General features: G+C 38.8%; 28 protein-coding genes and 1 riboswitch. Of the genes, 25 read left to right on the plus strand and 3 right to left on the minus strand.

Going from position 1 to position 25616, the window contains the following annotated elements; all coding sequences use genetic code 11:
• Nucleotides 1–14: 14 nt before the first annotated feature.
• Nucleotides 15–932 (plus strand): proline dehydrogenase family protein, encoded by a 918-nt coding sequence (locus ACOZIR_RS22815; protein ID WP_045291610.1) that lies wholly within the window; start codon nt 15–17, stop codon nt 930–932.
• A gap of 79 nt (nt 933–1011) precedes the next feature.
• On the opposite strand, the gene ACOZIR_RS22820 is transcribed toward ACOZIR_RS22815, so the two are convergent.
• Complete coding sequence (locus ACOZIR_RS22820; protein WP_013059660.1) at nt 1012–1161, minus strand: YuzL family protein; 150 nt, start codon at nt 1159–1161, stop codon at nt 1012–1014.
• Nucleotides 1162–1345: 184 nt separating this feature from the next.
• Here ACOZIR_RS22820 and ACOZIR_RS22825 point away from each other — a divergent pair, with 184 nt between their 5' ends.
• The 22 genes from ACOZIR_RS22825 (at nt 1346) to ACOZIR_RS22930 (ending at nt 21884) form a co-directional block, all read left to right on the plus strand.
• Nucleotides 1346–3727 carry a 3-hydroxyacyl-CoA dehydrogenase/enoyl-CoA hydratase family protein gene (locus tag ACOZIR_RS22825; RefSeq protein WP_328120610.1) on the plus strand — a complete coding sequence of 794 codons (2382 nt, stop codon included), beginning with the start codon at nt 1346–1348 and terminating at the stop codon, nt 3725–3727.
• A 12-nt stretch (nt 3728–3739) separates the two neighbouring features.
• Entirely contained in the window at nt 3740–4918 is a 1179-nt protein-coding gene (locus ACOZIR_RS22830) for an acetyl-CoA C-acetyltransferase (protein ID WP_045291609.1), read from the plus strand.
• A 23-nt stretch (nt 4919–4941) separates the two neighbouring features.
• Nucleotides 4942–6726 carry an acyl-CoA dehydrogenase family protein gene (locus ACOZIR_RS22835; RefSeq protein ID WP_045291607.1) on the plus strand — a complete coding sequence of 595 codons (1785 nt, stop codon included), beginning with the start codon at nt 4942–4944 and terminating at the stop codon, nt 6724–6726.
• Nucleotides 6727–6841: 115 nt separating this feature from the next.
• A complete protein-coding gene (locus tag ACOZIR_RS22840) occupies nt 6842–7198 on the plus strand; it encodes an arsenate reductase family protein (protein ID WP_045291606.1) in 357 nt (118 codons plus the stop codon).
• Nucleotides 7199–7333: 135 nt separating this feature from the next.
• Nucleotides 7334–7717: a glycine cleavage system protein GcvH gene (gene gcvH, locus ACOZIR_RS22845; RefSeq protein ID WP_340141678.1), complete on the plus strand. Its 384-nt coding sequence runs from the start codon at nt 7334–7336 to the stop codon at nt 7715–7717.
• Between the two features lie 79 nt (nt 7718–7796).
• Nucleotides 7797–8042, plus strand: coding sequence for a YusG family protein (locus ACOZIR_RS22850; RefSeq protein WP_045291605.1), 246 nt, complete (start codon nt 7797–7799; stop codon nt 8040–8042).
• A 181-nt stretch (nt 8043–8223) separates the two neighbouring features.
• Complete coding sequence (locus ACOZIR_RS22855; protein ID WP_045291604.1) at nt 8224–8574, plus strand: toprim domain-containing protein; 351 nt, start codon at nt 8224–8226, stop codon at nt 8572–8574.
• A 14-nt stretch (nt 8575–8588) separates the two neighbouring features.
• Nucleotides 8589–8888, plus strand: coding sequence for a thioredoxin family protein (locus ACOZIR_RS22860; protein WP_045291602.1), 300 nt, complete (start codon nt 8589–8591; stop codon nt 8886–8888).
• A 180-nt stretch (nt 8889–9068) separates the two neighbouring features.
• A riboswitch (SAM riboswitch) is annotated at nt 9069–9176 on the plus strand.
• Nucleotides 9177–9307: 131 nt separating this feature from the next.
• Nucleotides 9308–10333, plus strand: a complete 1026-nt coding sequence (locus tag ACOZIR_RS22865; RefSeq protein ID WP_421535833.1) for a methionine ABC transporter ATP-binding protein — start codon at nt 9308–9310, stop codon at nt 10331–10333.
• The gene (locus ACOZIR_RS22870; protein WP_016765829.1) at nt 10326–10994 is read left to right on the plus strand and encodes a methionine ABC transporter permease; all 669 of its coding nucleotides are present in this window, start codon (nt 10326–10328) and stop codon (nt 10992–10994) included. The genes ACOZIR_RS22865 and ACOZIR_RS22870 overlap by 8 nt, the downstream gene beginning before the upstream one ends.
• Before the next feature lie 17 nt (nt 10995–11011).
• Nucleotides 11012–11848: a MetQ/NlpA family ABC transporter substrate-binding protein gene (locus ACOZIR_RS22875; protein ID WP_045291601.1), complete on the plus strand. Its 837-nt coding sequence runs from the start codon at nt 11012–11014 to the stop codon at nt 11846–11848.
• A gap of 122 nt (nt 11849–11970) precedes the next feature.
• Nucleotides 11971–12336, plus strand: a complete 366-nt coding sequence (locus ACOZIR_RS22880; RefSeq protein ID WP_016765828.1) for a carboxymuconolactone decarboxylase family protein — start codon at nt 11971–11973, stop codon at nt 12334–12336.
• A gap of 238 nt (nt 12337–12574) precedes the next feature.
• A complete protein-coding gene (gene sufC, locus ACOZIR_RS22885) occupies nt 12575–13360 on the plus strand; it encodes a Fe-S cluster assembly ATPase SufC (protein WP_013059647.1) in 786 nt (261 codons plus the stop codon).
• Nucleotides 13361–13377: 17 nt separating this feature from the next.
• Nucleotides 13378–14685: a Fe-S cluster assembly protein SufD gene (gene sufD, locus ACOZIR_RS22890; protein ID WP_045291600.1), complete on the plus strand. Its 1308-nt coding sequence runs from the start codon at nt 13378–13380 to the stop codon at nt 14683–14685.
• The gene (locus ACOZIR_RS22895) at nt 14685–15905 is read left to right on the plus strand and encodes a cysteine desulfurase (RefSeq protein WP_013059645.1); all 1221 of its coding nucleotides are present in this window, start codon (nt 14685–14687) and stop codon (nt 15903–15905) included. Before sufD ends, ACOZIR_RS22895 begins: the two co-directional genes overlap by 1 nt.
• Nucleotides 15895–16329: a Fe-S cluster assembly sulfur transfer protein SufU gene (sufU, locus tag ACOZIR_RS22900; protein ID WP_013085338.1), complete on the plus strand. Its 435-nt coding sequence runs from the start codon at nt 15895–15897 to the stop codon at nt 16327–16329. The genes ACOZIR_RS22895 and sufU overlap by 11 nt, the downstream gene beginning before the upstream one ends.
• Before the next feature lie 45 nt (nt 16330–16374).
• Nucleotides 16375–17772: a Fe-S cluster assembly protein SufB gene (gene sufB, locus ACOZIR_RS22905; protein WP_013059643.1), complete on the plus strand. Its 1398-nt coding sequence runs from the start codon at nt 16375–16377 to the stop codon at nt 17770–17772.
• Between the two features lie 102 nt (nt 17773–17874).
• The gene (locus ACOZIR_RS22910; RefSeq protein ID WP_310878137.1) at nt 17875–18729 is read left to right on the plus strand and encodes a DUF72 domain-containing protein; all 855 of its coding nucleotides are present in this window, start codon (nt 17875–17877) and stop codon (nt 18727–18729) included.
• Between the two features lie 131 nt (nt 18730–18860).
• On the plus strand, nt 18861–19163 hold the full coding sequence (locus tag ACOZIR_RS22915; protein WP_013059641.1) for a YunC family protein: 303 nt from the start codon (nt 18861–18863) through the stop codon (nt 19161–19163).
• Nucleotides 19164–19252: 89 nt separating this feature from the next.
• Nucleotides 19253–20005, plus strand: coding sequence for a sporulation protein YunB (yunB, locus tag ACOZIR_RS22920; protein WP_013085335.1), 753 nt, complete (start codon nt 19253–19255; stop codon nt 20003–20005).
• A gap of 248 nt (nt 20006–20253) precedes the next feature.
• Complete coding sequence (locus ACOZIR_RS22925; RefSeq protein WP_045291599.1) at nt 20254–21768, plus strand: sodium-dependent transporter; 1515 nt, start codon at nt 20254–20256, stop codon at nt 21766–21768.
• The gene (locus ACOZIR_RS22930; RefSeq protein ID WP_016765823.1) at nt 21768–21884 is read left to right on the plus strand and encodes a methionine/alanine import family NSS transporter small subunit; all 117 of its coding nucleotides are present in this window, start codon (nt 21768–21770) and stop codon (nt 21882–21884) included. Before ACOZIR_RS22925 ends, ACOZIR_RS22930 begins: the two co-directional genes overlap by 1 nt.
• A 29-nt stretch (nt 21885–21913) precedes the next feature.
• On the opposite strand, the gene ACOZIR_RS22935 is transcribed toward ACOZIR_RS22930, so the two are convergent.
• Nucleotides 21914–22915: a M23 family metallopeptidase gene (locus tag ACOZIR_RS22935; protein ID WP_045291597.1), complete on the minus strand. Its 1002-nt coding sequence runs from the start codon at nt 22913–22915 to the stop codon at nt 21914–21916.
• 316 nt (nt 22916–23231) lie between these two features.
• Here ACOZIR_RS22935 and lipA point away from each other — a divergent pair, with 316 nt between their 5' ends.
• Nucleotides 23232–24131: a lipoyl synthase gene (lipA, locus tag ACOZIR_RS22940; protein WP_013059637.1), complete on the plus strand. Its 900-nt coding sequence runs from the start codon at nt 23232–23234 to the stop codon at nt 24129–24131.
• A gap of 344 nt (nt 24132–24475) precedes the next feature.
• Here the strand turns inward: lipA and ACOZIR_RS22945 are convergent, their stop codons facing one another.
• Nucleotides 24476–25117: a YhcN/YlaJ family sporulation lipoprotein gene (locus ACOZIR_RS22945; RefSeq protein ID WP_013085333.1), complete on the minus strand. Its 642-nt coding sequence runs from the start codon at nt 25115–25117 to the stop codon at nt 24476–24478.
• A 196-nt stretch (nt 25118–25313) separates the two neighbouring features.
• On the opposite strand from ACOZIR_RS22945, the gene ACOZIR_RS22950 reads away from it, so the two are divergent.
• A complete protein-coding gene (locus ACOZIR_RS22950) occupies nt 25314–25589 on the plus strand; it encodes a YutD family protein (protein ID WP_013059635.1) in 276 nt (91 codons plus the stop codon).
• The last annotated feature ends 27 nt before the right edge of the window (nt 25590–25616 follow it).

Raw genomic sequence — 25616 nt, forward strand, 5'->3', positions numbered from 1 at the left:
GGCGGGGGGTTGCTTTGGAACAAACGATAAGAAACTTTTTTTTATTGTTATCAAAAAGCAAAAAGTTAACAAAGCTGGCTAAGCGCTATGGCTTACGTTTTGGAGCAGCACGTTTTGTTGCAGGGGAAACCATCGACGAAGCGGTTAGTGTGATAAAAAGGCTAAATGAAAAGGGGTTAAAAGTAACGATTGATTATCTGGGAGAATTTGTGGAAAGTGAAGCTGAAGTCGATCATGCAGCGGCTCAATGCATAAAGGCCATCCACCTTATACACAAAGAAAGATTAGATTCAGAAATTTCTTTAAAATTAACGTCTATGGGACTGGATATTTCAGAAGATTTAGCGCTTCATCATATGCGGCGTATTCTTGAAGAAGCGGAAAAACATAGCGTATTTGTGACGATTGATATGGAAGACTATAAGCGATGCAGCAAGACGATTAAGCTATTTAAACAATTAAAAAATGAGTATGAACACGTAGGGACGGTGCTTCAAGCATACTTATATCGTACAGAAAGTGACGTCCGTGAATTAGATGCTTATGCTCCTAAATTAAGGTTAGTGAAAGGTGCGTACAAAGAAGCAGCAGACGTGGCGTTTCCTGATAAAGAAGACGTGGACGAAAACTTTCAAAACATCATTGGACTTCACTTATTAAACGGCCACTACACAGCAGTTGCTACTCACGATGAACGAATCATTCAGTATACAAAAGAGTTTGTTAAAAAGCATGGAATTTCAATGAATCAGTTTGAATTTCAGATGCTGTACGGCATTCGATCAGAAAGGCAAGTTCAGCTCGTAGCAGAACAATATAAAATGAGAGTGTACGTTCCTTATGGAACGGACTGGTATGGGTATTTTATGAGGCGCCTTGCAGAAAGACCTGCAAACGTCGCATTTGTCTTAAAAGGAATCGTAAAAAAATAATAATGAAATGGTCGTGATGACAAAGTAAGAAATAATCAAAAATCGAACATGATTCGATTACTCATGTTCGATTTTGAGGTTAATGTCCTTGAGTATTATGCTTTGTGTACTGTTGGTTTTGAGATGTCTTTTTGCCGCGACCGTGCGGTTCATTAACCGGTCCAGCATTTCCTTTAACGCTTGCTGCGCTTACGCCTGCTGACGATGGATCCTTCTTTAATTTGCTCACAAAATCACCTCCTGTGTATTAAGATAACCAAACACATTAAAAATAGTTAGAGATAATATTGTGAATATATTGCGAAAATTTAAAAAATGTTTTATAGTAAAAACAGAGATTAACTGTGACTCTCTTTTTTTACACATAAAATGAATGACCATTCATTCAATATATTAAAGGGGATGTGGGGATAATTATGAACATAAAAAAAGCCGCCGTTTTAGGTTCAGGAGTTATGGGCTCTGGAATTGCAGCTCATTTAGCAAATGTAGGAATTCCAACGCTTTTGCTAGACGTGGTTCCAACTTCATTAACAGCAGACGAGGAAAAAAAACAGCTAACGCTTGAAGATAGGCAAGTGAGAAATCGGTTGAGTACAACTGCTCTAGCTAAATTAACGAAGCAAAAACCGGCGCCTTTAACGTCTAAGTCGTCACTATCGTTAATTACGCCAGGGAATTTTGAAGATCATTTGCAGCAGTTAAGTGAGTGCGATTGGATTATTGAAGTAGTAGTCGAACGTCTTGATATTAAACAACAGCTGTTTGAAAGAATTGACAGTGTGCGAAAAAAAGGCAGTATCGTAAGTTCAAATACTTCGGGAATATCCATCCATGAAATGGCCAAAGGACGCTCAGAAGATTTTAAAGCGCATTTCTTAGGAACGCACTTTTTTAATCCACCGCGTTATTTAAAGTTATTGGAAATCATTCCAACTCATAACACAAAATCAGAAATTGTTGAATATATGAAAACGTTTGGTGAAGATGTATTAGGTAAAGGAGTAGTTATTGCAAAAGATACGCCTAACTTTATCGCCAACCGTATTGGTACGTACGGTTTACTTGTGACCGTTCAAGAAATGTTAAAAGGTAATTACAGCGTGGGAGAAGTTGACTCTGTGACGGGTCCCTTAATTGGAAGACCAAAAAGTGCAACGTTTCGAACGTTAGACGTAGTGGGACTAGACACATTTATTCATGTGGCCAACAATGTGTTTGACAAAGTGGAAGGCAAAGAAAAAGAAGTATTCGATGTGCCTTTATTTATGAAACAAATGCAGGAAAATGGCTGGCTAGGAAGCAAGTCAGGGCAAGGCTTCTTTTTAAAGAAAGGCAAGGAAATTCTAGAACTTGATCCTAGTACACTTCAATACGTCGAGAGAAAGAAGTTAAAAACAGTTTCTACGGAATTAAGCAAGCAGGCAAAAGGGCTGCAAAACAAAATGAAAGCGCTTATATACTCCGATGATCGTGCTGGGCAGCTTCTTTGGAACATCATCAGTCCCGTTCTTGTGTATGCAGCTCAGTTAAAAGATGAAATTGCCGGCGATATCGTGGCCATTGATCAAGCTATGAAGTGGGGGTTTGGCTGGAAACTGGGTCCGTTTGAGACGTGGGATGCAATTGGTTTAGAAAAATCAATGGAGAAAATGGAGCAGGAGGGCTTAGCAATTCCGCAGTGGGTAAAACAAATGCAGGAAAACGGATTTACAAGCTTTTATAAAGAAATGGAAGGTCAAACGCTTTACTACGAAGATGATGAGTATAAAGCGGTAAAAGAAAATAAAAAGGTGATTCACCTGTCGTCTTTACGCTCTCAAAATAATGTCATTTTAGAAAACAGCGGAGCGAGTTTAATTGATTTAGGAGATGATGTGGCGTGCCTGCAGTTCACTTCTCCTAACAATGCAATTGGGCTAGATATTATCAGTTTATTAAATCAGTCTCTCGAAGAAGTGAATAAGAACTATAAAGGGCTGGTCATAGGAAATCAAGGGAAAAATTTCTGCGTTGGCGCTAACTTAGCTATGATTTTAATGGAAGCACAAGATGACAATTATTTTGAAATTGAATTTGTTATTAAACAATTTCAACAGGCAATGATGAAGGTGAAATACAACGAGAAGCCGGTTGTTGCAGCTCCGTTTGCAATGGCTCTTGGAGGCGGAGCAGAAATTTGCTTGCCGTCAGCTAAAATTCAAGCTTCTGCTGAAACTTACATGGGCCTTGTAGAAGTAGGAGTCGGACTCATTCCTGGTGGAGGAGGTAACAAGGAGCTTTATATCAAACAGTTAAGTGGTTTACCTAACGGTGTAACGCTCGACCTTCAGCAAATTGCGAATAAAACATTTGAAACAATTGCTACTGCAAAAGTATCCACTTCTGCTGCAGAAGCTAAACAGCTAAATTTCTTAAATCGCCACGATGGCATCAGCGTAAACGGAGATCACTTACTGAATGACGCGAAGAACTCAGTCCTTGCTTTACATGACACGGGCTATAAACCGCCTGTAAAAGCTAAGGTTCCTGTCGTTGGAGAAACAGGATATGCAACGTTGCTGCTAGGAGCTCAATCCATGAAGTATTCAGGATATATATCAGAACATGATTATAAAATTGCTAGTAAGTTAGCATTTGTGTTAGCCGGAGGACGTGTAGCGTTTGGTTCCGAAGTTGATGAAGAGTATTTGCTGGACTTAGAGAGAGAAGCATTTTTAAGCCTTGTTGGAGAAGCGAAGTCTCAAGAACGTATGCAGCACATGTTAGTTAAAGGAAAACCACTGCGCAATTAAGGGGGAGAAAAAATGAGAGAAGCAGTTATTGTAGCAGGTGCTAGGACACCGGTCGGAAAAGCAAAAAAAGGTTCATTGGCAAGTGTTAGACCTGATGATTTGGGTGCCATTGCGGTTAAAGAAACTCTTCGCCGAGCAGGCGGATACGAAGGACCAATTGATGATTTAATTATTGGTTGTGCGATGCCTGAAGCAGAACAAGGTTTGAATATGGCTCGAAATATTGGCGCTCTTGCAGGTTTGCCTTATACGGTGCCAGCAATAACGATTAATCGCTATTGTTCATCAGGTTTGCAAAGTATTGCCTACGGTGCAGAGCGAATTATGCTAGGGCAAGCCAAAGCAGTGTTAGCTGGAGGAGCAGAATCAATGAGTTTTGTTCCGATGTTTGGAAACGTAGCGCGTCCGAATGCTCAGCTGGTTGAAAATGCGCCGGAGTATTATATGGGCATGGGACATACAGCAGAACAAGTGGCGATGAAATACGGCATTTCACGTGAAGACCAGGATGCATTTGCTGTACGCAGCCATCAAAAAGCAGCAAAAGCGCTTCAAGAAGGGAAGTTTAACGACGAAATTGTTCCCGTGGAAGTGACGCTTCGAAAAATCGATGAAAACAATAAGCTCCGTGAACAAAAGCTGATGTTCTCTCAAGATGAAGGAGTTCGTCCTGGCACAACTGCGGACGTATTAGGGAAACTTCGTCCAGCCTTTTCAATTAAAGGATCCGTAACAGCTGGAAACTCTTCGCAGACAAGTGACGGAGCTGCATCCGTTTTTCTAATGGATAAAGAACAAGCTGAAGCAGAAGGCTTAAAGCCTTTGCTTAAGTTTCGCTCATTTGCAGTTGGAGGAGTTCCGCCTGAAGTAATGGGGATTGGCCCGGTAGCTGCCATCCCTAAAGCTCTTAAACTAGCAGGGCTGGAGCTTTCTGATATCGGGTTGTTTGAATTGAATGAAGCATTTGCTTCTCAAGCACTCGGCGTTATTCGTGAATTAAATATTAATGAAGATAAAGTAAATGTAAACGGAGGCGCTATTGCCTTAGGTCATCCATTAGGCTGTACGGGAGCTAAGCTTACTCTTAGCTTAATGCACGAAATGCAGCGTCGGAATGAGCAGTTTGGAATTGTCACCATGTGTATTGGCGGAGGAATGGGAGCTGCTGGTGTATTTGAGTTGTTAGCATAATCATTTCAAAGGGGGATATAAACATGTCAAATAAAACAAAACAAATGATTAAAGGTGGAAGCTTTTTAATTGAAGAAGGCGATGCAAGCCGCGTCTACACGCCGGAGGATTATACATCTGAACAAAAGATGATTGCCAAGACGACAGATGAATTTGTAGAAAATGAAGTCCTTCCACAAGTGGAATATTTAGAAAAGCATGAGTTTGACCGCTCTGTAAAGTTATTAAAACAAGCTGGTGAATTAGGTTTACTTGGTGCAGATGTACCGGAAGAATACGGTGGACTCGGTTTAGATAAGATTACCTCGGCTTTAATTGCTGAAAAAATGTCTCGAGCAGGCGGATTTTCCATCACTCATGGTGCTCACGTAGGAATTGGGTCATTGCCAATCGTCTTATTTGGAACAGAAAAGCAAAAACAAACATATTTACCTGCTTTAGCAGTTGGGGGAAAAATAGCAGCATATGCGTTAACTGAACCTGGGTCTGGTTCCGATGCTCTCGGCGCTCGAACAACGGCTCGCCTTAACGCAGAAGGCACACACTATGTGTTAAATGGAGAAAAGCAGTGGATTACGAATGCTGGATTTGCTGATGTGTTCGTGGTGTATGCGAAAATCGACGGCGATAAATTTTCTGCTTTTATCGTGGAGCGCGAATTCCCAGGCGTTTCGGTTGGACCGGAAGAGAAGAAAATGGGAATCAAAAGTTCATCAACAAGAACATTAATTCTTGAAGATGCGCTTGTTCCAAAAGAAAATGTGCTAGGTGAAATTGGAAAAGGTCATGTGATTGCGTTTAACATTTTGAATATTGGGCGCTATAAGCTTGGAGTTGGAGCAGTTGGAGCAGGAAAACGTGCATTAGAAATTACGTCTCAATATGTTAATCAGCGTCAGCAGTTTAAAACGCCAATTGCTAAATTCTCATTAACACAAGAAAAGTTAGCCACAATGGGTTCTAAATTGTATGCAACTGAAAGCTCCGTATATCGTACGGTAGGACTTTTTGAAGACCATATGGGCCAGCTTTCAGAAGAACAACAAAAAGACGGAAAACAAATTGCTGCTTCCATTGCTGAATATGCTATCGAATGTTCATTAAATAAAGTGTTTGCCACGGAAGCTCTTGACTACATTGTAGATGAAGGCGTGCAGCTTCACGGAGGCTACGGTTTTATGAGTGAGTATGAAATTGAGCGTCTGTATCGCGATTCTCGCATTAACCGTATTTTTGAAGGAACAAATGAGATTAACCGTCTTTTAGTACCAGGCACATATTTACGCAAAGCGCTAAAAGGAGAGCTTCCACTGCTTCAAAAAGCACAAACGCTTCAAGAAGAATTGATGATGCTTATGCCGCAGGAAGTAGGAAATGAGCCGTTAGATCAAGAAAAAATGCTTGTGCAAAACGGGAAGAAAATTGCGCTCTTGCTTTTGGGATTAGCTGCACAAAAGTATGGCAAAGAATTAGAGAAAGAACAAGAAATTCTCGTTAATATTTCCGATATGATCAGTAACGTATATGCAATGGAATCTACTGTTTTACGTACTGAAAAAGCCATTTCCAAAACAGGAGCAGATCAGAATAGCTTAAAATTAAAGTATACTCAAGTATTTTGCCAAGAAGCATTTAATCGAATCGAAGCAGATGCAAAAGAAACGTTAATTGGCGTTGAACAAGGTGATACGCTTAGAGTTATGCTTTCGTCTCTTCGCAAGTTAACGCGCTATACACCAATCAATGTGATTAGCGTAAAGCGTGAGATTGCGAAAACGCTTCTAGAAGTAGAGAAGTTCACAGTTTAAGGAAAAAGGAGCTCGTTTTGCGAGCTCCTTTTTGTTTAAGAAGCCTCTATCTAGGTAAATGATAAAGGATGTGTTAAAATACGAAAAAAGCTTAAAATAAAGGGTGGTTGACGAAATGTCATTATTTTTTTATTCATATCCAAAGTGTGGGACGTGCCGAAAAGCAAAGAAGTGGCTGGATGATAACGGAGTAGCGTATGAAGAAATTCATATTGTAGAAAACCCGCCAACAAAAGAGCAGCTGCAGTCTTATTATGAGAACAGCGGCTTAGAATTAAAAAAATTCTTTAATACAAGCGGTAAAAAATATCGCGAATTAGGGCTTAAAGATAAAGTAAGCAGTGCAAGTGAAGATGAACTTCTGTCTATTCTTGCGTCAGATGGCATGTTAATTAAGCGTCCGCTGCTAACAGATGGACAAAAAGTAACGCTTGGTTTCAAAGAAGAGCAGTTTGAAGACGTGTGGAAGTGAGTTTTCAAATAGAAAATTTTTACCTTTTACGTTACACTGTTAATAGGAAGTTATTTTAGGTTGTAGAAAGTGTTCTCCACGTTGAAGGCGCTTTTTATATAAACAAATTACGATACATATTTTGGAGGGATTAAGATGAATACACCAAAAGATTTGCGTTATTCTGAAGAGCATGAATGGGTAAAAACAGAAGGAGACGTTGTCCGCGTAGGTATTACACATTTCGCTCAAGCTGAGCTTGGAGACATCGTATTCGTTGAACTGCCAGAAGTAGGAGCAACAGTAGAGGCTGACGAGCCGTTTGGCAGCGTTGAATCAGTAAAAACAGTTTCTGAGCTCTATGCACCAATTAGCGGTGAAGTTGTAGCAGTAAACGACAACTTAAGCGATAGCCCTGAACTGGTTAATGATTCTCCATACGAAGAAGCATGGATGATTACAATCAAACCATCTGATTCTTCTCAAGTAGACAAGCTAATGACAGCAGAGCAATACGAAGAAATGACAAACGAAGGATAATATTCCTCCATAAATTGTCTTTATGAAAAATTTTTGACTGGACACTCTATTAGTAAACAAACTAAAGGAGTGTCTTTTTATGTTTGAAAAACAAAAAATGGACGTTACAGATCGCGTTACAGCTAAATTTCATGACGGCGGTATGAAATTATATGTTGATAAGCAGCCAATTGGTGAAGTTAGTTACGGAACAAGCGGCAATGAATACCGCTTTGAAGAAGGATATTCGCAAGAAAATAATAAGTTCTACCAATATACGGACGTACAAAAAAAAGGTGAAACGCAAAAATATACAGACTGCGACGAAGAAGCAGGATGGTGCTAAACAGTGGCAACTGCCGCTGTTTTTCTTGTTTTATGGAAACAATATGGCCTGAGCTGCCTTTAAAAACAGTTCTTTCTTGCAAATTTCTTTTAAAAAACAGGTGAACTGTGATACATTAACGAATATTGTATAGCATAAAGAAATGATGTTACTATACAACTGACGATTATGGGTGATGAAAATGGGGCTAATTGGAATTGAAAAAGTAATTATTGTCGAAGGAAAATCAGATAAAAAACGTATTCAAGATATCATTCGAGAACCAATTGAGATTATTTGTACAAACGGTACGATTAGTTTATCAAAGCTGGATGAAATTATTGACTGTACGTTTAATAAAGAGGTATACATACTCGTTGACTCTGATGATTCAGGGAATAAGCTAAGAAAACAATTTAAACGAGAGCTTCCGGAAGCAGAGCATCTATATATTGATAAAATGTACCGAGAAGTTGCTGCCGCCCCTAGACATCACATAGCAACAGTATTACTGAGTGCCAATATCGATGTTAATGCAGAATTTTTAACATAAAAGGAATGAGCAACATGCAAGAATGGAGCGAAAAACAGCTTGATGATCAGTTGAAAGAAGGAGAAAGAGCGTTTATCTTTTTCCATACGCCTTTTTGCGGAACATGTCAGCTGGCAAAAAAAATGTTAACCGTGGCAGAAGCGATGCTGCCGGATGTAACCATCGGAATGAGCAATTTAAATTATATGCCTTCAAAGGCAGAATTATTTTCAATTGAAAGCGTACCTTGTTTGATCGAAGTGAAAAATGGTGAAATGGTAAAAAAACTCTACGCTTTTCATTCCATCGAGCACATACTCGAGGAGCTTCGATAATCAAACGTTTGTTTAAAATGAAAAAATGGAAAGAGAGCGAACCGTTGGGGTTGTTGAGTTCTTGGGATATTATCCCAAGAGCAAAATCTGTTGACAGCCTATCTGACACATGCTAAAATCACACTCATGAATGTTCATAAATGAATGAATATTTCCCAAAAACAAAATAATTGTTGCGAACTCTTATCAAGAGAGGTGGAGGGACTGAGCCCTGTGAAACCCGGCAACCGTCAGACTAACTGAAATGGTGCCAATTCCTGCAAAGCTATGCGCTTTGAAAGATGAGAGAAAGGATTAAATATCGAGCCTTTCTGTCATGCGCAGAGAGGCTTTTTTAATGGGGAAAATTGTTTTACGGCTTTTTCATCCTATAGGGCAACCTAACATAATTAAGTTTTTATTAAAGAAGGTGAAGAAATATGATTACATTAACAGACGTTACAAAAATTTATCAGGCTAAAAGCGGTCAAGTAACAGCTGTTGATAATGTGAATCTAACCGTTAACCAAGGTGAAATTTACGGAATTATTGGTTATAGCGGAGCGGGGAAAAGTTCTTTGATTCGCTTGCTAAACGGATTAGAAACACCAACGACAGGAACGGTCGAAGTAGCAGGTAATGATATTGGAAAAATTAAAGGCGGAAAACTCAGAAAAGCTAGACAAGAAATTAGTATGGTATTTCAACACTTTAATATTTTATGGTCGCGTACGGTGAGAGAAAATATTGCTTTTCCGTTAGAAATAGCAGGGATTTCAAAAGAAAAAAGAATGAAACGAGTAGACGAACTCATTAAGCTAGTTGGACTTGAAGGTCGTGAAAATGCTTATCCATCTCAGCTTAGCGGTGGACAAAAGCAGCGTGTTGGTATTGCTCGAGCGCTAGCGAATAATCCAAAAGTATTGCTTTGTGATGAAGCCACATCAGCGCTTGATCCTCAAACGACAGATTCTATTTTAGATCTGTTAGTAGATATTAATGAGAAGCTAGGGTTAACCATTGTATTAATTACTCATGAAATGCACGTCATTCGTAAAATTTGTCATCGAGTAGCTGTTATGGAAAATGGGGCAGTAGTAGAAGAAGGACAAGTGCTAGAAGTATTCAGAAAACCTAAGCAGCCGATTACAAAACGATTTGTTCAACAGATTTCTGAACCAGAGGAAACGTTTGAAACGATTGAACAAGTGAAAGAGCTGTATCCAAGCGGGCAAATTATTCAGCTGACGTTTGTTGGCGGAAAAGCAGAGCAACCGCTCATTACAACGATTTTAAAACAGTTTGATGTAACGATTAATATTTTACAAGGAAAGATTTCTCATACGCAAACAGGTTCATACGGAACGTTGTTCGTTCATTTAGACGGAGAATTAACAGAAGTTAAAAAAGTCATTGCATACATTCATGAGCAGCAGGTAGAAGTGGAGGTAATGATAAATGCTTGAGAAACTATTTCCAAACGTTATTTTAGACGATTTTATTCAAGCGACAAATGAAACACTATATATGACGGCTATTTCAGTTGTAGCCACATTTGTTCTAGGTATTTTATTGGGCTTGCTTTTATTTTTAACGTCCAAAGGACAGCTTTGGCAAAACAAACCTTTATATGCCATTGTGTCAGCGGTTGTAAATATCTTTCGTTCCATTCCATTCATTATTTTAATTGTTTTACTGATTCCATTTACCAAAGCATTGGTAGGAAGTATTCTAGGTGCTAATGCAGCGTTACCTGCTTTAATTGTTGGAGCAGCACCATTTTATGCGCGTCTTGTAGAAATTGGTTTGCGCGAAATTGATAAAGGTGTGATTGAAGCTGCTAAATCAATGGGAGCAACAACAAGCACCATTATTTTTAAAGTGCTGTTACCTGAATCGCTGCCAGCTTTAATTTCCGGTTTGACGGTAACAACGATTGCATTAGTCGGCTATACGGCAATGGCGGGTGTGATTGGAGCCGGAGGTCTTGGAAACCTTGCATATTTAGAAGGATTCCAGCGCAGTCATAATGACGTAACGCTAGCCGCTACAATCTTAATTTTGATTATTGTATTTATTATCCAACTTATTGGAGATGCGATTACTGCAAAAATTGATAAAAGATAAAGGGAGGATTATTTATTATGAAAAAATGGCTTTCGGCTTTAGCATTAACATCTGCACTAGTAGTAGGATTAGCTGCGTGTGGATCTAACAATGGATCAGAAGATGAAAAGAAAATTGTCGTGGGTGCATCTAATACGCCTCATGCTGAAATTTTAGAACAAGCAAAACCGATTTTAGAAAAACAAGGAATTGACTTAGAAATTAAAAAATTCCAAGATTATATCTTACCGAACACAGCTCTTGCAAACAATGAAATTGATGCAAACTACTTCCAGCACGTTCCTTATATGAATTCAGTGTTAAAAGATCACAAGGGTGAAAAAGGGTATGATTTCGTAAGTGCCGGTGCCATTCACATTGAACCAATTGGTATCTACTCTAAAAAATACAAAAGCTTAAAAGATCTTCCGAAAAACGGTACAGTTATTATGCGTGATGCGGTAGCAGAGCAAGGACGTATTTTATCGATTTTTGAAAAAGCTGGCGTGATTAAATTAAAGCCAGGCGTAAAGAAAATAGATGCACAAATTAAAGATATTGTAGAAAACCCTAAAAATTTAAAATTTAAAGCCGATGTTGAAGGCGGATTGTTACCTCAAATGTACAAAAATAATGAAGGTGACGCTGTTGTTATCAATGCTAACTATGCTATCGATGCTGGTTTAGATCCAGTAAAAGATCCAATCGCAGTTGAAAGCAAAGAAGATAACCCTTATGCAAACATCATTACGGTTCACAAAGGTGACGAAAATAAAGATACAGTGAAAGCTTTAGTAAAAGTTCTTCACTCTAAAGAAATTCAAGATTACATTAAAGAAAAATACAAAGGCGGAGTATTGCCGGTAAATAAATAATAGAAGAAAAGCGCTGGCCCACTCTGGGCAAGTGCTTTTTTTGTATGCGGCAAAACGAATAACTCTTATTTTTCTCACGCATACTAACCGTGAAAACTTTACTGATGATGGGAGCTGACGTTATGCAGCAAGAAGCACGTCATTCAACTGAGCAAGCACTTCATGATTATAAAATGGGTGTTGGGAAATTTAGTGAAAAATTGCCGGAAGTAACAAAAACGTTTAATGCGTTTACTGAAGCATGTTTTGGAGAAGGTTCTCTTTCTAAAAAAGAAAAGCAGTTAATCGCGTTAGGGATCAGCGTAGTAGCTCAAGACGAGTACTGTATGATTTATCATACGAAAGGCTGCATTGATCAAGGTGCAACTGAGCAAGAAATTTTAGAAGCATGCGGAGTATCAGCAGCATTTGGCGGAGGCGCAGCGATGAGTCAGTCCGTTACGCTTGTCCAAGAGTGTGTTTCAGAACTGACTAGCCACACGCACTAAGTAAATAAAGCGGGTAAAAAGCTTGTCTTAGAAGGCTCTATAGAGTCTTTTAAGGCAACTTTTTTATGAGTGGATTTAGTCTTAAAAAACGTACATAATGGTTTAAAACCTTTTGGGTCAAAAGGTTGCTATAAGTTTTCATTTGTTATAAGATTGTAATGAGAATAAAATGAGAATAATTAAAAAGATATAGGTATATCGTTTTTTACTATATACGTCTATAACTGGAGGTTTTAATATGGCAGGGTCAACTTTAACAATTAAAGATCTTCATGTTGCAATTGAAGGTAAAGAAATTTTAAAAGGTGTTAATTTAGAAGTTAAGGGCGGCGAAATCCATGCAATCATGGGACCAAACGGTACTGGTAAATCAACATTATCTTCAGCAATCATGGGACATCCTAAATACGAGGTTACACAAGGAAGCATCACGCTAGACGGCGAAGATGTACTTGAGATGGAAGTAGATGAGCGCGCTCGTGCAGGTCTATTCCTAGCGATGCAATATCCAAGTGAAATCAGCGGTGTAACAAATGCAGACTTCCTACGTTCAGCAATTAATGCTCGTCGTGAAGAAGGCGAAGAAATTTCACTAATGAAATTCATCCGTCAATTAGACAAAAACATGGATTTCTTAGAAATGGATCAAGACATGGCACAGCGTTACCTAAATGAAGGTTTCTCTGGCGGTGAGAAGAAGCGTAACGAAATTCTTCAATTAATGATGCTTCAACCAGGAATTGCAATTTTAGATGAAATCGACTCTGGTTTAGATATCGATGCGTTAAAGGTTGTATCAAAAGGTATTAATGAACTGCGCGGCAGCGAGTTCGGTTGCTTAATGATTACTCACTATCAACGTTTATTAAACTACATTACACCAGATAAAGTTCACGTTATGATGCAAGGTCGCGTTGTAAAATCAGGCGGACCAGAATTAGCACAGCGTCTAGAGGCAGAAGGTTATGACTGGATCAAACAAGAATTAGGTATTGAAGACGAAACTGTAGAGCAAGAAGCTTAAGAGTTAGGAGGATCTCTATGACTATTGATACGAAATTACCATTTGATCAAGAGTACATCAGCAGCTTTTCAAAAGAAGCTAATGAACCAAGTTGGCTGCTAGATCTTCGCTTACAAGCTCTTGCGAAAGCAGAAGATCTCGCACTTCCAAAGCCAGATAAAACAAACATTTCGAAATGGAATTTTACTGCTTTTGACAAGCACACTTCACAGGCAAGCACAATCTCATCTGTAGATGAGCTTCCAGAAGTGGTTAAAGCATTGATTGATACAGAAGCTGTTAAAAATCTATATGTTCAGCGTGACCAAACAGCTGCATACTCAACGTTAACAGAAGAGCTAAAATCTCAGGGTGTTATCTTCACAGATATTCAAACAGCTGCTAAAGAGCATAGCGCCCTTGTTGAGAAGTACTTCATGAAAGACGGAGTTAAAGTAGATGAGCACCGTTTAACTGCATTAAACGCAGCGTTATTAAACGGCGGTGTATTTGTATACGTTCCTAAAAATGTAGAAGTAGAAGAGCCGCTTCAAGCTGTATTTGTCCGCGAAGATGAAGAAGCAGCTTTATTCAACCATGTGATTGTTGTAGCTGAAGACAACAGCTCAGTAACATATGTAGAAAACTACATTGCTACTGCTGAAGAGTCAAACGGTGTTGTCAATATCGTGACGGAGGTATTCGCTAACAGCAATGCAAAAGTAACGTTTGGAGCTGTTGACTACTTAGCTAAAGGCACAACTACTTATGTGAACCGCCGCGGTGTAGCGGGCAAAGATGGTCGCATTGAGTGGGCTTTAGGCTTAATGAGTGAAGGAAATACAGTTTCAGAAAATACAACGTATCTAATGGGCGACGGTTCATATGGAGATACAAAAACGGTAACAGTTGGACGTGGAGAGCAGTCTCAAAACTTAACAACAAGTATCGTACACTTCGGAAAACATTCTGAAGGCTACATTTTAAAACATGGCGTTATGAAAGAAAGCGCGTCTTCAATCTTTAACGGTATCGGTAAAATTGAACACGGTGCATCTAAATCAAACGCTGAGCAGGAATCTCGTGTGTTAATGTTAAGTGAAAAAGCACGTGGAGACGCAAACCCAATTCTTCTAATTGATGAAGACGATGTAACAGCAGGACACGCTGCATCTGTGGGACGCGTAGATCCAATTCAGCTTTACTACTTAATGAGCCGCGGTATTCCACAAACAGAAGCAGAACGTTTAGTTATTCACGGGTTCTTAGCACCAGTTGTAAACGAGTTGCCAATCGAAACGGTTAAAAAACAATTAACGGATTTAATTGAAAGGAAAGTTCGATAATGAATATCTCTGATATTCGTAAACAATTTCCTATTTTAGACCAAGAGGTAAATGGCAGCCCACTCGTTTATTTAGACAGTGCAGCAACTTCACAAAAGCCGCTTGCTGTAATTGAAGCGATTGAGAAGTATTACAAAGAATATAACTCAAACGTACACCGAGGTGTTCACACGCTTGGTACAAGAGCAACAGACGGATACGAAGGAGCTCGTGAAAAGGTTCGTAAGTTTATTAATGCAAAATCAACGGAAGAGATTATCTTTACGCGCGGTACAACGACAGCTCTTAATACAGTAGCTGCAAGCTATGGCCGTGCGAATCTTAAACCTGGTGATGAAATTGTGATTACTTATATGGAACATCACAGTAACATCATTCCTTGGCAGCAAGTTGCCAAGGAAACAGGTGCAACGTTAAAATATATTTCATTAACAGAAGATCATGCACTTTCACTAGAAGAGGTAAAAAGCACGATTACATCTAACACAAAAATTGTATCGATTATGCAAGTATCTAACGTATTGGGCACAATTAACCCAGTAAAAGAAATTGCAGAAATTGCACATGCTAACGGTGCAGTAATGGTTGTGGATGGTGCGCAAAGTACGCCTCACATGAAGGTGGATGTACAAGATTTAGACTGTGATTTCTTTGCTTTCTCTGGACATAAAATGGGCGGACCGACTGGAATCGGCGCTCTTTATGGAAAGAAAGAGCTTCTTGAAAAAATGGAACCAATCGAGTTTGGCGGCGAAATGATTGACTTCGTAAACCTATACGAATCAACGTGGAAAGAGCTTCCTTGGAAATTTGAAGGAGGTACGCCAATCATTGCAGGTGCCATTGGTTTAGGTGCAGCGATTGATTTCTTAGAAGAAGTTGGTTTAGATAACATTCAAGCACATGAGCACAAGCTAGCGCAATATGCACTGGATCGCTTATCGCAAGTAGACGGAATTACGATTTACGGACCGAAAGAGCGAGCGGGTGTTGTGACGTTTAACATTGAAGATGTACATCCGCACGACGTTGCGACAGTAGTAGACGCTGATGGAATTGCGATTCGTGCAGGTCATCACTGTGCGCAGCCGCTGATGAAATATTTAAACGTATCTTCTACTGCACGTGCAAGCTTCTATCTGTATAACACGGAAGAAGAAGTAGATAAATTGGTGTCATCATTAATAAAAACGAAGGAGTATTTTACAAATGGCTTTTAATAATTTAGATACTCTCTATCGTCAAGTAATTATGGACCATTATAAAAACCCGCGTAATCGTGGAACATTGAATGAAGATACTGTGAACATTCATATGAATAACCCGACGTGCGGAGACCGCATTGAACTTTCTTTAAAAGTAGAGGACGGCAAAGTGGTGGATGCAAAGTTCGAAGGTGAAGGATGTTCAATTTCAATGTCATCAGCTTCAATGATGACACAAGCAATTAAAGGTCAAGAAGTAGACAAAGCGTTTAAAATGGCCCATATCTTCTCTGACATGATGCAAGGTAAAGAGTATGATGATAGTATAGATTTAGGAGATATTGAAGCACTTCAAGGTGTAGCAAAATTTCCTGCGCGTATTAAATGTGCAACACTAGCGTGGAAAGCGATGGAAAAAGGTCTTAACGAACAAAAATAAGACCTTCATTCATTCCCAATCCTATCAAGTAGGGGGTAATAAAAGATGGCTAAAAAAATGCCAGAAATCGGCGATTATAAATATGGATTTTCCGATAAAGACGTATCAATTTTCCGCTCTAAACGCGGTTTAACAAAAGAAATCGTAGAAGAAATTTCTCGTATGAAAGAGGAACCACAATGGATGCTTGACTTCCGTTTGAAATCTCTAGAGCACTTCTACAACATGCCAATGCCACAGTGGGGCGGAGACATGGCAAGCTTAGACTTTGATGAAATTACGTACTACGTAAAACCATCTGAGAAGTCTGAACGTTCTTGGGATGAAGTTCCTGAAGAAATTAAACAAACGTTTGATAAACTTGGTATTCCTGAAGCAGAGCAAAAGTATCTTGCGGGTGTATCAGCTCAGTACGAATCTGAAGTTGTTTATCACAATATGAAAGAAGATCTTGAAGCGCAAGGTATCGTATTTAAAGATACAGATACGGCACTAAAAGAAAACGAAGATATTTTCCGTGAGCATTTTGGAAAAGTTATCCCGCCAACGGATAACAAATTCTCTGCTCTTAACTCAGCGGTTTGGTCTGGTGGATCATTCATTTACGTACCAAAAGGCGTAAAAGTAGATACACCATTACAAGCTTATTTCCGTATTAACTCTGAAAATATGGGACAGTTTGAGCGTACGTTAATTATTGCTGATGAAGGCTCACACGTCCACTATGTAGAGGGCTGTACAGCACCTGTTTATACAACAAACTCTCTTCACAGTGCCGTTGTAGAAATCATCATTAAAAAAGACGCGTATTGCCGCTATACAACAATTCAAAACTGGGCGAACAACGTATACAACCTTGTAACAAAACGCGCGGTTTGTGAAGCAAACGCAACAATGGAATGGATCGATGGAAACATCGGTTCTAAGTTAACAATGAAATATCCAGCTGTTATTTTAAAAGGTGAAGGTGCACGTGGTATGACATTATCTATTGCCCTTGCTGGTAAAGGACAGCACCAAGATGCTGGTGCAAAAATGATTCACTTAGCACCGAACACATCTTCAACGATCGTATCAAAATCAATTTCAAAACAAGGCGGTAAAGTAACATACCGCGGTATCGTACACTTCGGCCGTAAAGCAGAAGGTGCACGTGCGAACATTGAGTGTGATACGCTGATTATGGATAATCAATCAACTTCTGATACAATTCCGTACAATGAGATTTTAAATGATAACATCTCACTTGAACACGAAGCGAAAGTATCAAAAGTGTCTGAAGAACAATTATTCTATCTAATGAGCCGCGGTATTTCTGAAGAAGAAGCGACAGAAATGATTGTAATGGGCTTTATTGAGCCATTTACAAAAGAGCTTCCAATGGAATATGCAGTAGAAATGAACCGTCTAATCAAATTTGAAATGGAAGGTTCAATCGGTTAATAATAGATAAAAACTCGTTTGCTGTTTATGCAAACGAGTTTTTTTGTATCGTTTGTATTAAAATAAAGAAAAGCGATGCTAAGAAAATAGAGGAGGAATGGCATGATTTATATTGGAGTCACAGGCTGGGGAGATCATGATTCATTATATGAAGCGGGTGTTTCATCAAGAGACAAGCTTGCCGTATACGCAGGCCATTTTCCAATTGTTGAAGTCGATTCATCTTTTTATGCAATTCAACCTAAATCAAATGTAGAAAAGTGGGTGAATGATACACCGAAATCTTTTCGTTTTGTGGTAAAAGCCTATCAAGGCATGACAGGGCATATGAGAGAAGGAAATCCGTTTGACAGCAAGGAAGAAATGTTTCATGCATTTTTAGAATCAGTGAAGCCGTACGTAAGTTCAAATAAGCTGGCCATGATTTTATTTCAAATGCCACCGTGGTTTGACTGTACAAAAGAAAACGTAGCATATTTGAGATATAGCCGTGAGAAGTTTGGAGATTTGCCAGTAGCCCTTGAGTTTCGAAATCAGTCTTGGTTTAAGCCGTTTTTCTACGATAAAACGCTAACGTTTATGGAACAAGAGAAGTGGATTCACGGTATTTGTGATGAACCGCAGGCAGGAGAAGGATCTATTCCCATTGTGATTCATGCTACAGATAAACAGAAAACACTCATACGTTTTCATGGACGAAACGTACACGGTTGGAACAAACCCCCAGAAGGCAATTGGCGAGCGGTAAGGTTTTTGTATCGCTACAATGAAAAAGAGCTTCTAGAGTGGAAAGAACGTCTTGAAAAGCTGCAAAAACAAACGAAGGACATTTACCTGTTATTTAATAATAACTCCGGCGGAGATGCTGTACATAATGCCAAACAGCTCATGAGTTTATTAAATATTGAATATGAGAATTTAGCTCCTAAACAATTAGATTTTTTTAATGAATTTTAGCACTGAGTTCTATAAAAGTTTATATAAATAAGGAAGAAGGAATACAAACGTCAAATAGGTAGAAAAGTATATGTAAAACCTCACTTTTTTCTTTCAAAATCATAAATTGATTAAGAAAGGAGTGAGTTACTATGATTACCCTAGCGCCTATCGTAATTGAAGGTCATACGTTTAATGCAGTTACCGTATTGCTGCCAAAAACAACTCTGTTAACAATTTCATCAGATAAAGGGTACATTATGTGCGGAGCACTAGACGTAGGTCTATTAAATGACAAATTAGCTGATCGTCAAATAATAGCTGGAAGAGCTGTAGGTGTACGTACAATTGAGCAGCTTCTTGAAGCGCCGCTTGAATCTGTAACGCTTGAAGCTGAAAAAAGAGGGATTTTTAAAGGAACAATTGGCAAAGATGCTTTATTGAAAATGCTTTAATATAGTCGAGAATTTAAGATAAAACTTTTTAAAAGAAGCGTGAACCTCCTTATACATGCATACATATAGCTTGTAAGGAGGGATTTTTTTTGGTTAAACTTCGTCGGAAATTAACAAGAAAAGGCCCGCTTCCTTTTCGTTACGTTCTGTTGCTCACCTTTCTTTTTTTTATGCTTTCCACAGGGGTAGGATTATGGCTAATTAATAGAGGGATTGAACCGACGTTAATGAAATATGCTGAAGCACAAACAAAAGAGATTGCAACTTTAGTTATTAATAAAGCGGTGAATAAACAGGTACTTGATCAACTGGACGTAGATGTCATTAAAGTGGAATCTACACCTAACGGTCAAGTAGCCAAAATTGACACAGCGCTTGTAAATCGGGTTAGAGCTCAAACTACGTCATTTGTCCAGGCTAACTTAAAAGAAGCAGAGAAAGGGAATTTAGATGCACTTGAACTTCCAACAGATATTCGTATTGAAAAAAGTGAAAAGCTGCGGAATCAAGGAATTGTATACCAAGTTCCGCTTGGGCAAGCGACTAATAATGCGCTGCTTGGAAATCTAGGTCCGCTTATTCCGGTTAAATTTCATGCTATTGGTGACGTTCAAACAGACGTAGTGCGAAAAATCGAAGAGTATGGAATAAATAATGCGTTTCTTGAAGTGTCTATCAAAGTAAAAGTAAACATGCAAATCATTATCCCATTTGCAACTAAAAAAACAACCGTTACGGCTACGATCCCGGTCGGAGGCACCGTTATTCCTGGAAATGTTCCTGACTATTTTAACGGTGGAAACTCGTCTTCTCCGGCGATTGAACTTCCGAAGAAAAATTAACAATATTATATTAACGTGATAAAGTATTATTAAAAAAGCAGGTGCGGAAGTTCAAAAAGACTTTCATACTTGCTTTTATTCATTGGGTAATTTGTCTGAATTTTCTATAAAAAATATTTTGACATACTATCTTCTCCCTTCTATAATTTGAGGTAGGAAGTTATAGAGAGAATAATCTAAAAATTATAAAAATTCTCGCTGATCTACGATAAAAAGAGGGTAGGGAGAGAACAAGAGGGGGAATTACAGTGGAAAATAGGCCGCAGTGGGGATCAAGAGCAGGGTTTATTTTAGCAGCAGCAGGTTCAGCAATTGGACTAGGGAATATATGGAGGTTTCCAGCTACTGCATATGAAAATGGAGGAGGAGCATTTTTTCTTCCCTATTTATTTGCTTTGTTGACGGCAGGAATTCCTATTTTAATCATGGAGTTTGCTATAGGTCATAAATATAAAGGTTCTTCTCCTTTATCATTAGCGAGACTAAGTCCAAAGGCTGAGTGGCTAGGCTGGTGGCAAGTAGCTATTTCCTTTTTTATTTCAGTTTACTATTCCGTTATTATCGCGTGGGCGATGTCGTATTTTATCTTTTCATTTAAGTTAAGCTGGGGAAAGGATACAGAAGCGTTTTTATATGGAGATTACTTAAAATTAGCTGAAGCACCAGGACAAACAGGAAGCATCGTATTACATGTTTTAATTCCGCTTGTACTTGTATGGATTGTCACGTTAGGTGTGTTATTAAAAGGAATCAAAAAAGGAATTGAAGCGGCAAACAAAATCTTTTTACCAACACTAATTGTTCTATTTTTAATCATCGTCATTCGAGCAGTAACATTAGACGGAGCAATGGAAGGTCTGCACGCTTTCTTTAAACCAAACTGGAGCGCAATTGGAGATGGAAAGGTTTGGATTGCGGCATATGGTCAAATTTTCTTTAGTTTATCTGTTGGTTTTGCTATTATGATCACTTATTCCAGCTACCTTCCAAAAAAATCTGATTTAACTAATAATGCGTTTATTACTGGATTCGGTAATTCCGCTTTTGAATTACTAGCAGGAATCGGTGTGTTTAGCGCACTTGGTTTTATGGCTACTCAGCAAGGTATCCCAATCGATAAAGTGGTTCAGGGAGGGGTAGGACTAGCCTTTGTTGTTTTCCCGCAAATTATTAATGAATTTCCGGCCTTTAAACAGCTGTTTGGAATGCTATTCTTTGCTTCCTTAACATTAGCAGGATTAACATCGCTTATTTCAATTATTGAAACCTTTGTAGCAGGCATTCAAGATAAATTTACTATCTCACGTACAAAATCTGTATTAATAGGCGGAGGAATCGCTTCAATTTGCTCGCTGTTATTTGCAACACAAGGCGGACTTTATTTCTTAGATGTGGTCGACTATTTCATTAATAACTTCGGAGTTGCTTTAGCAGGCTTAGTAGAAGTTGTATTAGTTGCTTGGGTATTTAAAAAGCTGAGCAGCCTTCAGCAGCATGCAAATGAAGTCTCTGATATCCGAATCGGATCATGGTGGAAGATATGTTTAGGAGTCGTTACACCACTTGTACTTGGGTATATGATGTTTGATAACTTCCGGAAAAATATTTCGGAAAATTACGAGCAGTATGCAACGACTTTTGTAGGTCCTTTTGGTTGGGGCGTGGCAGCTCTGGCTGTTATTTTAGGAATTGTTTTCTCTTTTGCACGATGGAAAGATGGGACGATCCGTTTGTCAGTTAAAGAGAAGGGGGTTTCTAAATAATGGATGGAAGTTCAATTACAATGATGGTTGTAGGGATGGTCATCATATGGGGCGGCTTGGCCGCGAGTATTGCTCATGCTGTGAAAAAAGCAAAAGAAAGCAAAGCATCAGGATAAAAAACAGGAAGCGTCGGCTTCCTGTTTTTTTATTTTTTCTTTAGTTCTAAACGATCATTTCTTTCCCACGTTCTTAACTGAGGATATGGGTCAAACGACCACTCATTTTTGCCGTTATCTTTATACATTCCATAATGCAAGTGAGGAGGGAATTTCCCAGAAGTTCCAGGAGGTCCATAACCGGAACTTCCTACTCCGCCAATGAGTGTTCCTGGTTCTACAATTTGCCCTACTTTTAAATTTTTTGCAAACCCGCTTAAATGAGCTAAATAATGATAGTTATTATGAAGGTCACGAATACCGATTCGCCAGCCTCCATATTTATTCCATCCTTTAAGCTCAATAATGCCATAGCAAGGGGATTTTACTGGAACTCCGTAATTTGCAAAAATGTCTGTTCCTTCATGGATTCGTTTTCCACCCCAGCCGCGCGCATCTCCCCATGTACTGCGATAACTGTAGTTCGCACGGAGAGGCACAGGAAATGAAGAACCTTTTAAATCAATGCGACCGTAATGGCGAAAAATTTTAGCATTCCCTAAAATAATATCAACCGCTTTAGCCCGGTGATAATAGTTCCAAAGCGCAATTTTAATATAGTCTTCGGATACCCCGAACGTCCGAATATAATCTGCCATGGTAAAAAGCATATCTTCATCATTAAATTGGTCTGCTTTTTTGTCTCCATTCCCATCTTTACCTATTCCCCCGAGGAGAGAAATAGTTAGTGGGTTTGTATCTTCCAAATTTGGATTTAGAGAACCTGACCATTTTTCTGGAGGATAATAAATGGCGATCGCACCTTTTTCTCTTGGAATATCTTTATGAGAGCGTCGAATATTTCGTTCATACTGGTCAATTCCAGCAAAGTAATACCAAGGAATTGTAGTAGCGGCTTCCATTTGTTTATACAGCTCTAATCTCTTTTGAATAAGCATTTTTTCTTGATCTGCTGAAGATTCAGCTGTTACGTGGTGCCATCCTGTGAATATAGACATGAACATAAAAAGTAAGATAATCGTTTTGCGCATCGTGTTTCCCCCTTTCTAAAAATAGTGTGTAACCCTAGTTTGCAGCGAGAAAAAAGATTTCATAAATATTAATTAATGGAAATCGCTTCAAAACTTTTTTAAAGAATTTTATTCAGAAGATAAATGGAAATTATACGGAGGATGAAAACGCACACATTCGGATGGAAAATAGAAGAAAACTCAGGAAAATAAAGAGCAGACAACTTGTCGAATCTCACTTTTTTATGATAAAGTGACATATAGTTATGTTTTTAATATGTAGTTAAAATTAAGCATATAGGTTATAGACATTTTCTAGATTGGTGGAGTTGATAATATGGCAACAAAAGAAGAGCATGTCCGCAAACCCGAGTGGCTGAAGATTAAGCTAAACACAAACGAAAATTACACAGGCTTAAAGAAAATGATGCGTGAAAAAAACCTTCATACAGTTTGTGAAGAAGCAAGATGTCCGAATATTCATGAGTGTTGGGCTGTTCGTCGTACGGCAACTTTTATGATTTTGGGAGAAGTATGTACACGTGCCTGTCGTTTTTGCGCGGTTAAGACAGGTTTACCAACAGAATTAGATTTAGAAGAGCCAGAACGCGTAGCGGATTCTGTTCAGCTAATGAACTTAAAACATGCGGTTATTACAGTAGTAGCTCGCGATGATTTAAAAGACGGAGGAGCAAGCGTATTAGCTGAAACAATTCGTGCGATTCGTCGTAAAAATCCATTCACAACAATTGAAGTATTGCCTTCTGATATGGGCGGTGTGGAAGAGAACTTACGTATTGTAATGGACGCACGTCCTGATATTTTAAACCATAATATTGAAACAGTACGCAGCCTTACGCCTCGTGTTCGTGCTCGTGCTAAATATGAGCGTTCTCTTGAGTTCCTTCGCCGTGCAAAAGAAATGCAGCCGGATATCCCTACAAAATCAAGTATCATGCTTGGTCTAGGAGAAACAAAAGAAGAAATTATTGAAACGATGGATGATTTGCGTGCGAACAATGTAGATATTATGACGCTAGGCCAATATCTACAGCCAACTAAAAAGCACATAAAAGTTCAGAAATATTACCATCCAAATGAGTTTGAAGAGCTAAAAGAAATTGCATTATCAAAAGGATTCAGCCATGTCGAAGCAGGTCCTCTTGTACGTTCTTCTTACCATGCAGATGAGCAAGTTAACGCTGCTGCAAAAAACAAAGCACAAGAAAGCAAGTAAGGTAAAAAGCGGCTGGAACAAAAGTAGTTTAGCCGAAGTGAAAAACGAACCACTAATCAAACTGTTTGATTAGTGGTTCGTTTTTTTTTTGTTACGGTTAACGTAAAATTTATCTGTTTTGTTCCTTCTAGCAGTTGATTGGAGGGCAAGGCGAAGACTCCTGCGGGAACAGCGGAACAGGTGAGACCCCACAGGAGCGCAAGCGACGAGGAGGCTCAGCGCCCGCCCGCGGAAAGCGAAGCCTTGCACGGAAATCAACTGCGGTGTCACAAGCGGTTCAGCTCATGTGTCTCATTTCTTCGTCTTTTGATTACATTCTTTTAGTTACGTCTCAACTTTTTTGTTTATTCCACCATATCTTTGTCCGTCATCGGTTCATTCAATTCGTTTTTCTCTCTTCCATTTGCATCTTCTCCGCCGTTCATTTTACGCCCTTGGGGAGATTTTAGCATTTGTTGAATAACGGCATCGATTCGTTTTCTAGCATCATTTGTTTGTGTATTCATTTCACTAATATTTTCGATTTGGTCCATATGTTTCGGATTATCTGAGACGTATACATGATAATAACGAGGGACTACAGACATAGCTGTACGTTTTACCTGATCGGCTGCGTTATTCCTATTTTTAGCATCTGTTTTATAAGCAACAAGCACATCTTTATCTGTTACTAGCGTAGCGGCTTGTTTAATATTTGGGATAGCGGTGCTCAGTTTACTAATATTGTCGGCTGCTTCTTCTCGATTAAATGTTCCTACTTGGTTCATATTGGAATTTTGTTCATTTGTGTTTTTAGTGTATCGGACATATCCATAATTTGTGCCGCTATTATTATTTGGATTATAATAATGATTAGGCTCGTTTACATTAATGGCATCTGGGTTGTTTGGTGATAAATTTTCATTTTCAGCTGTGTTTTTATTTTGACAGCCAATGGTTAAAATACTTGTTATCAAAGCGATTCCAAGAATAGATTTCTTCACCATTTCCACCTCCTGTAGTTAAATATCGTACGCCAGGTAAACCGGCGAACCTTCATGTGGAGCATAAAAGATCAGTAGGTATACCGATAAAACTCCTACAGGATTAGAGTGCTGCTTATACGTGAAAAATTTCATGTTAATTGATGGTTTCATCATCATAATTATGGTATGGTAAATTTTAAGAGAAGAGGTGTGAGCAATGGTCTGTATCAATAATATTTGTTATGAAGTATTAAAAGATGAGCGCGAAGCATTTAATGAAGAGGCGTTTAGAGGTCGCTTTATTGACGTGCTGAGCCGCTATGACTATATTGTGGGAGATTGGGGATACAATCAGCTTCGACTGCGAGGCTTTTTTGATGACCGAAATCAAAAGGCAACGTATGATACGAAGATTAGTACGCTTCAAGACTATTTACATGAATATTGTAATTTTGGCTGTGCGTATTTTGTCTTAAAAAAAGTCCATAAGTAAAAAAAGGCAAGCCGAAGACACTAATTG

This window comes from Priestia sp. D3YE.R1 (assembly GCF_049199565.1).
GTDB classification, from domain to species: Bacteria; Bacillota; Bacilli; order Bacillales; family Bacillaceae_H; genus Priestia; species Priestia aryabhattai.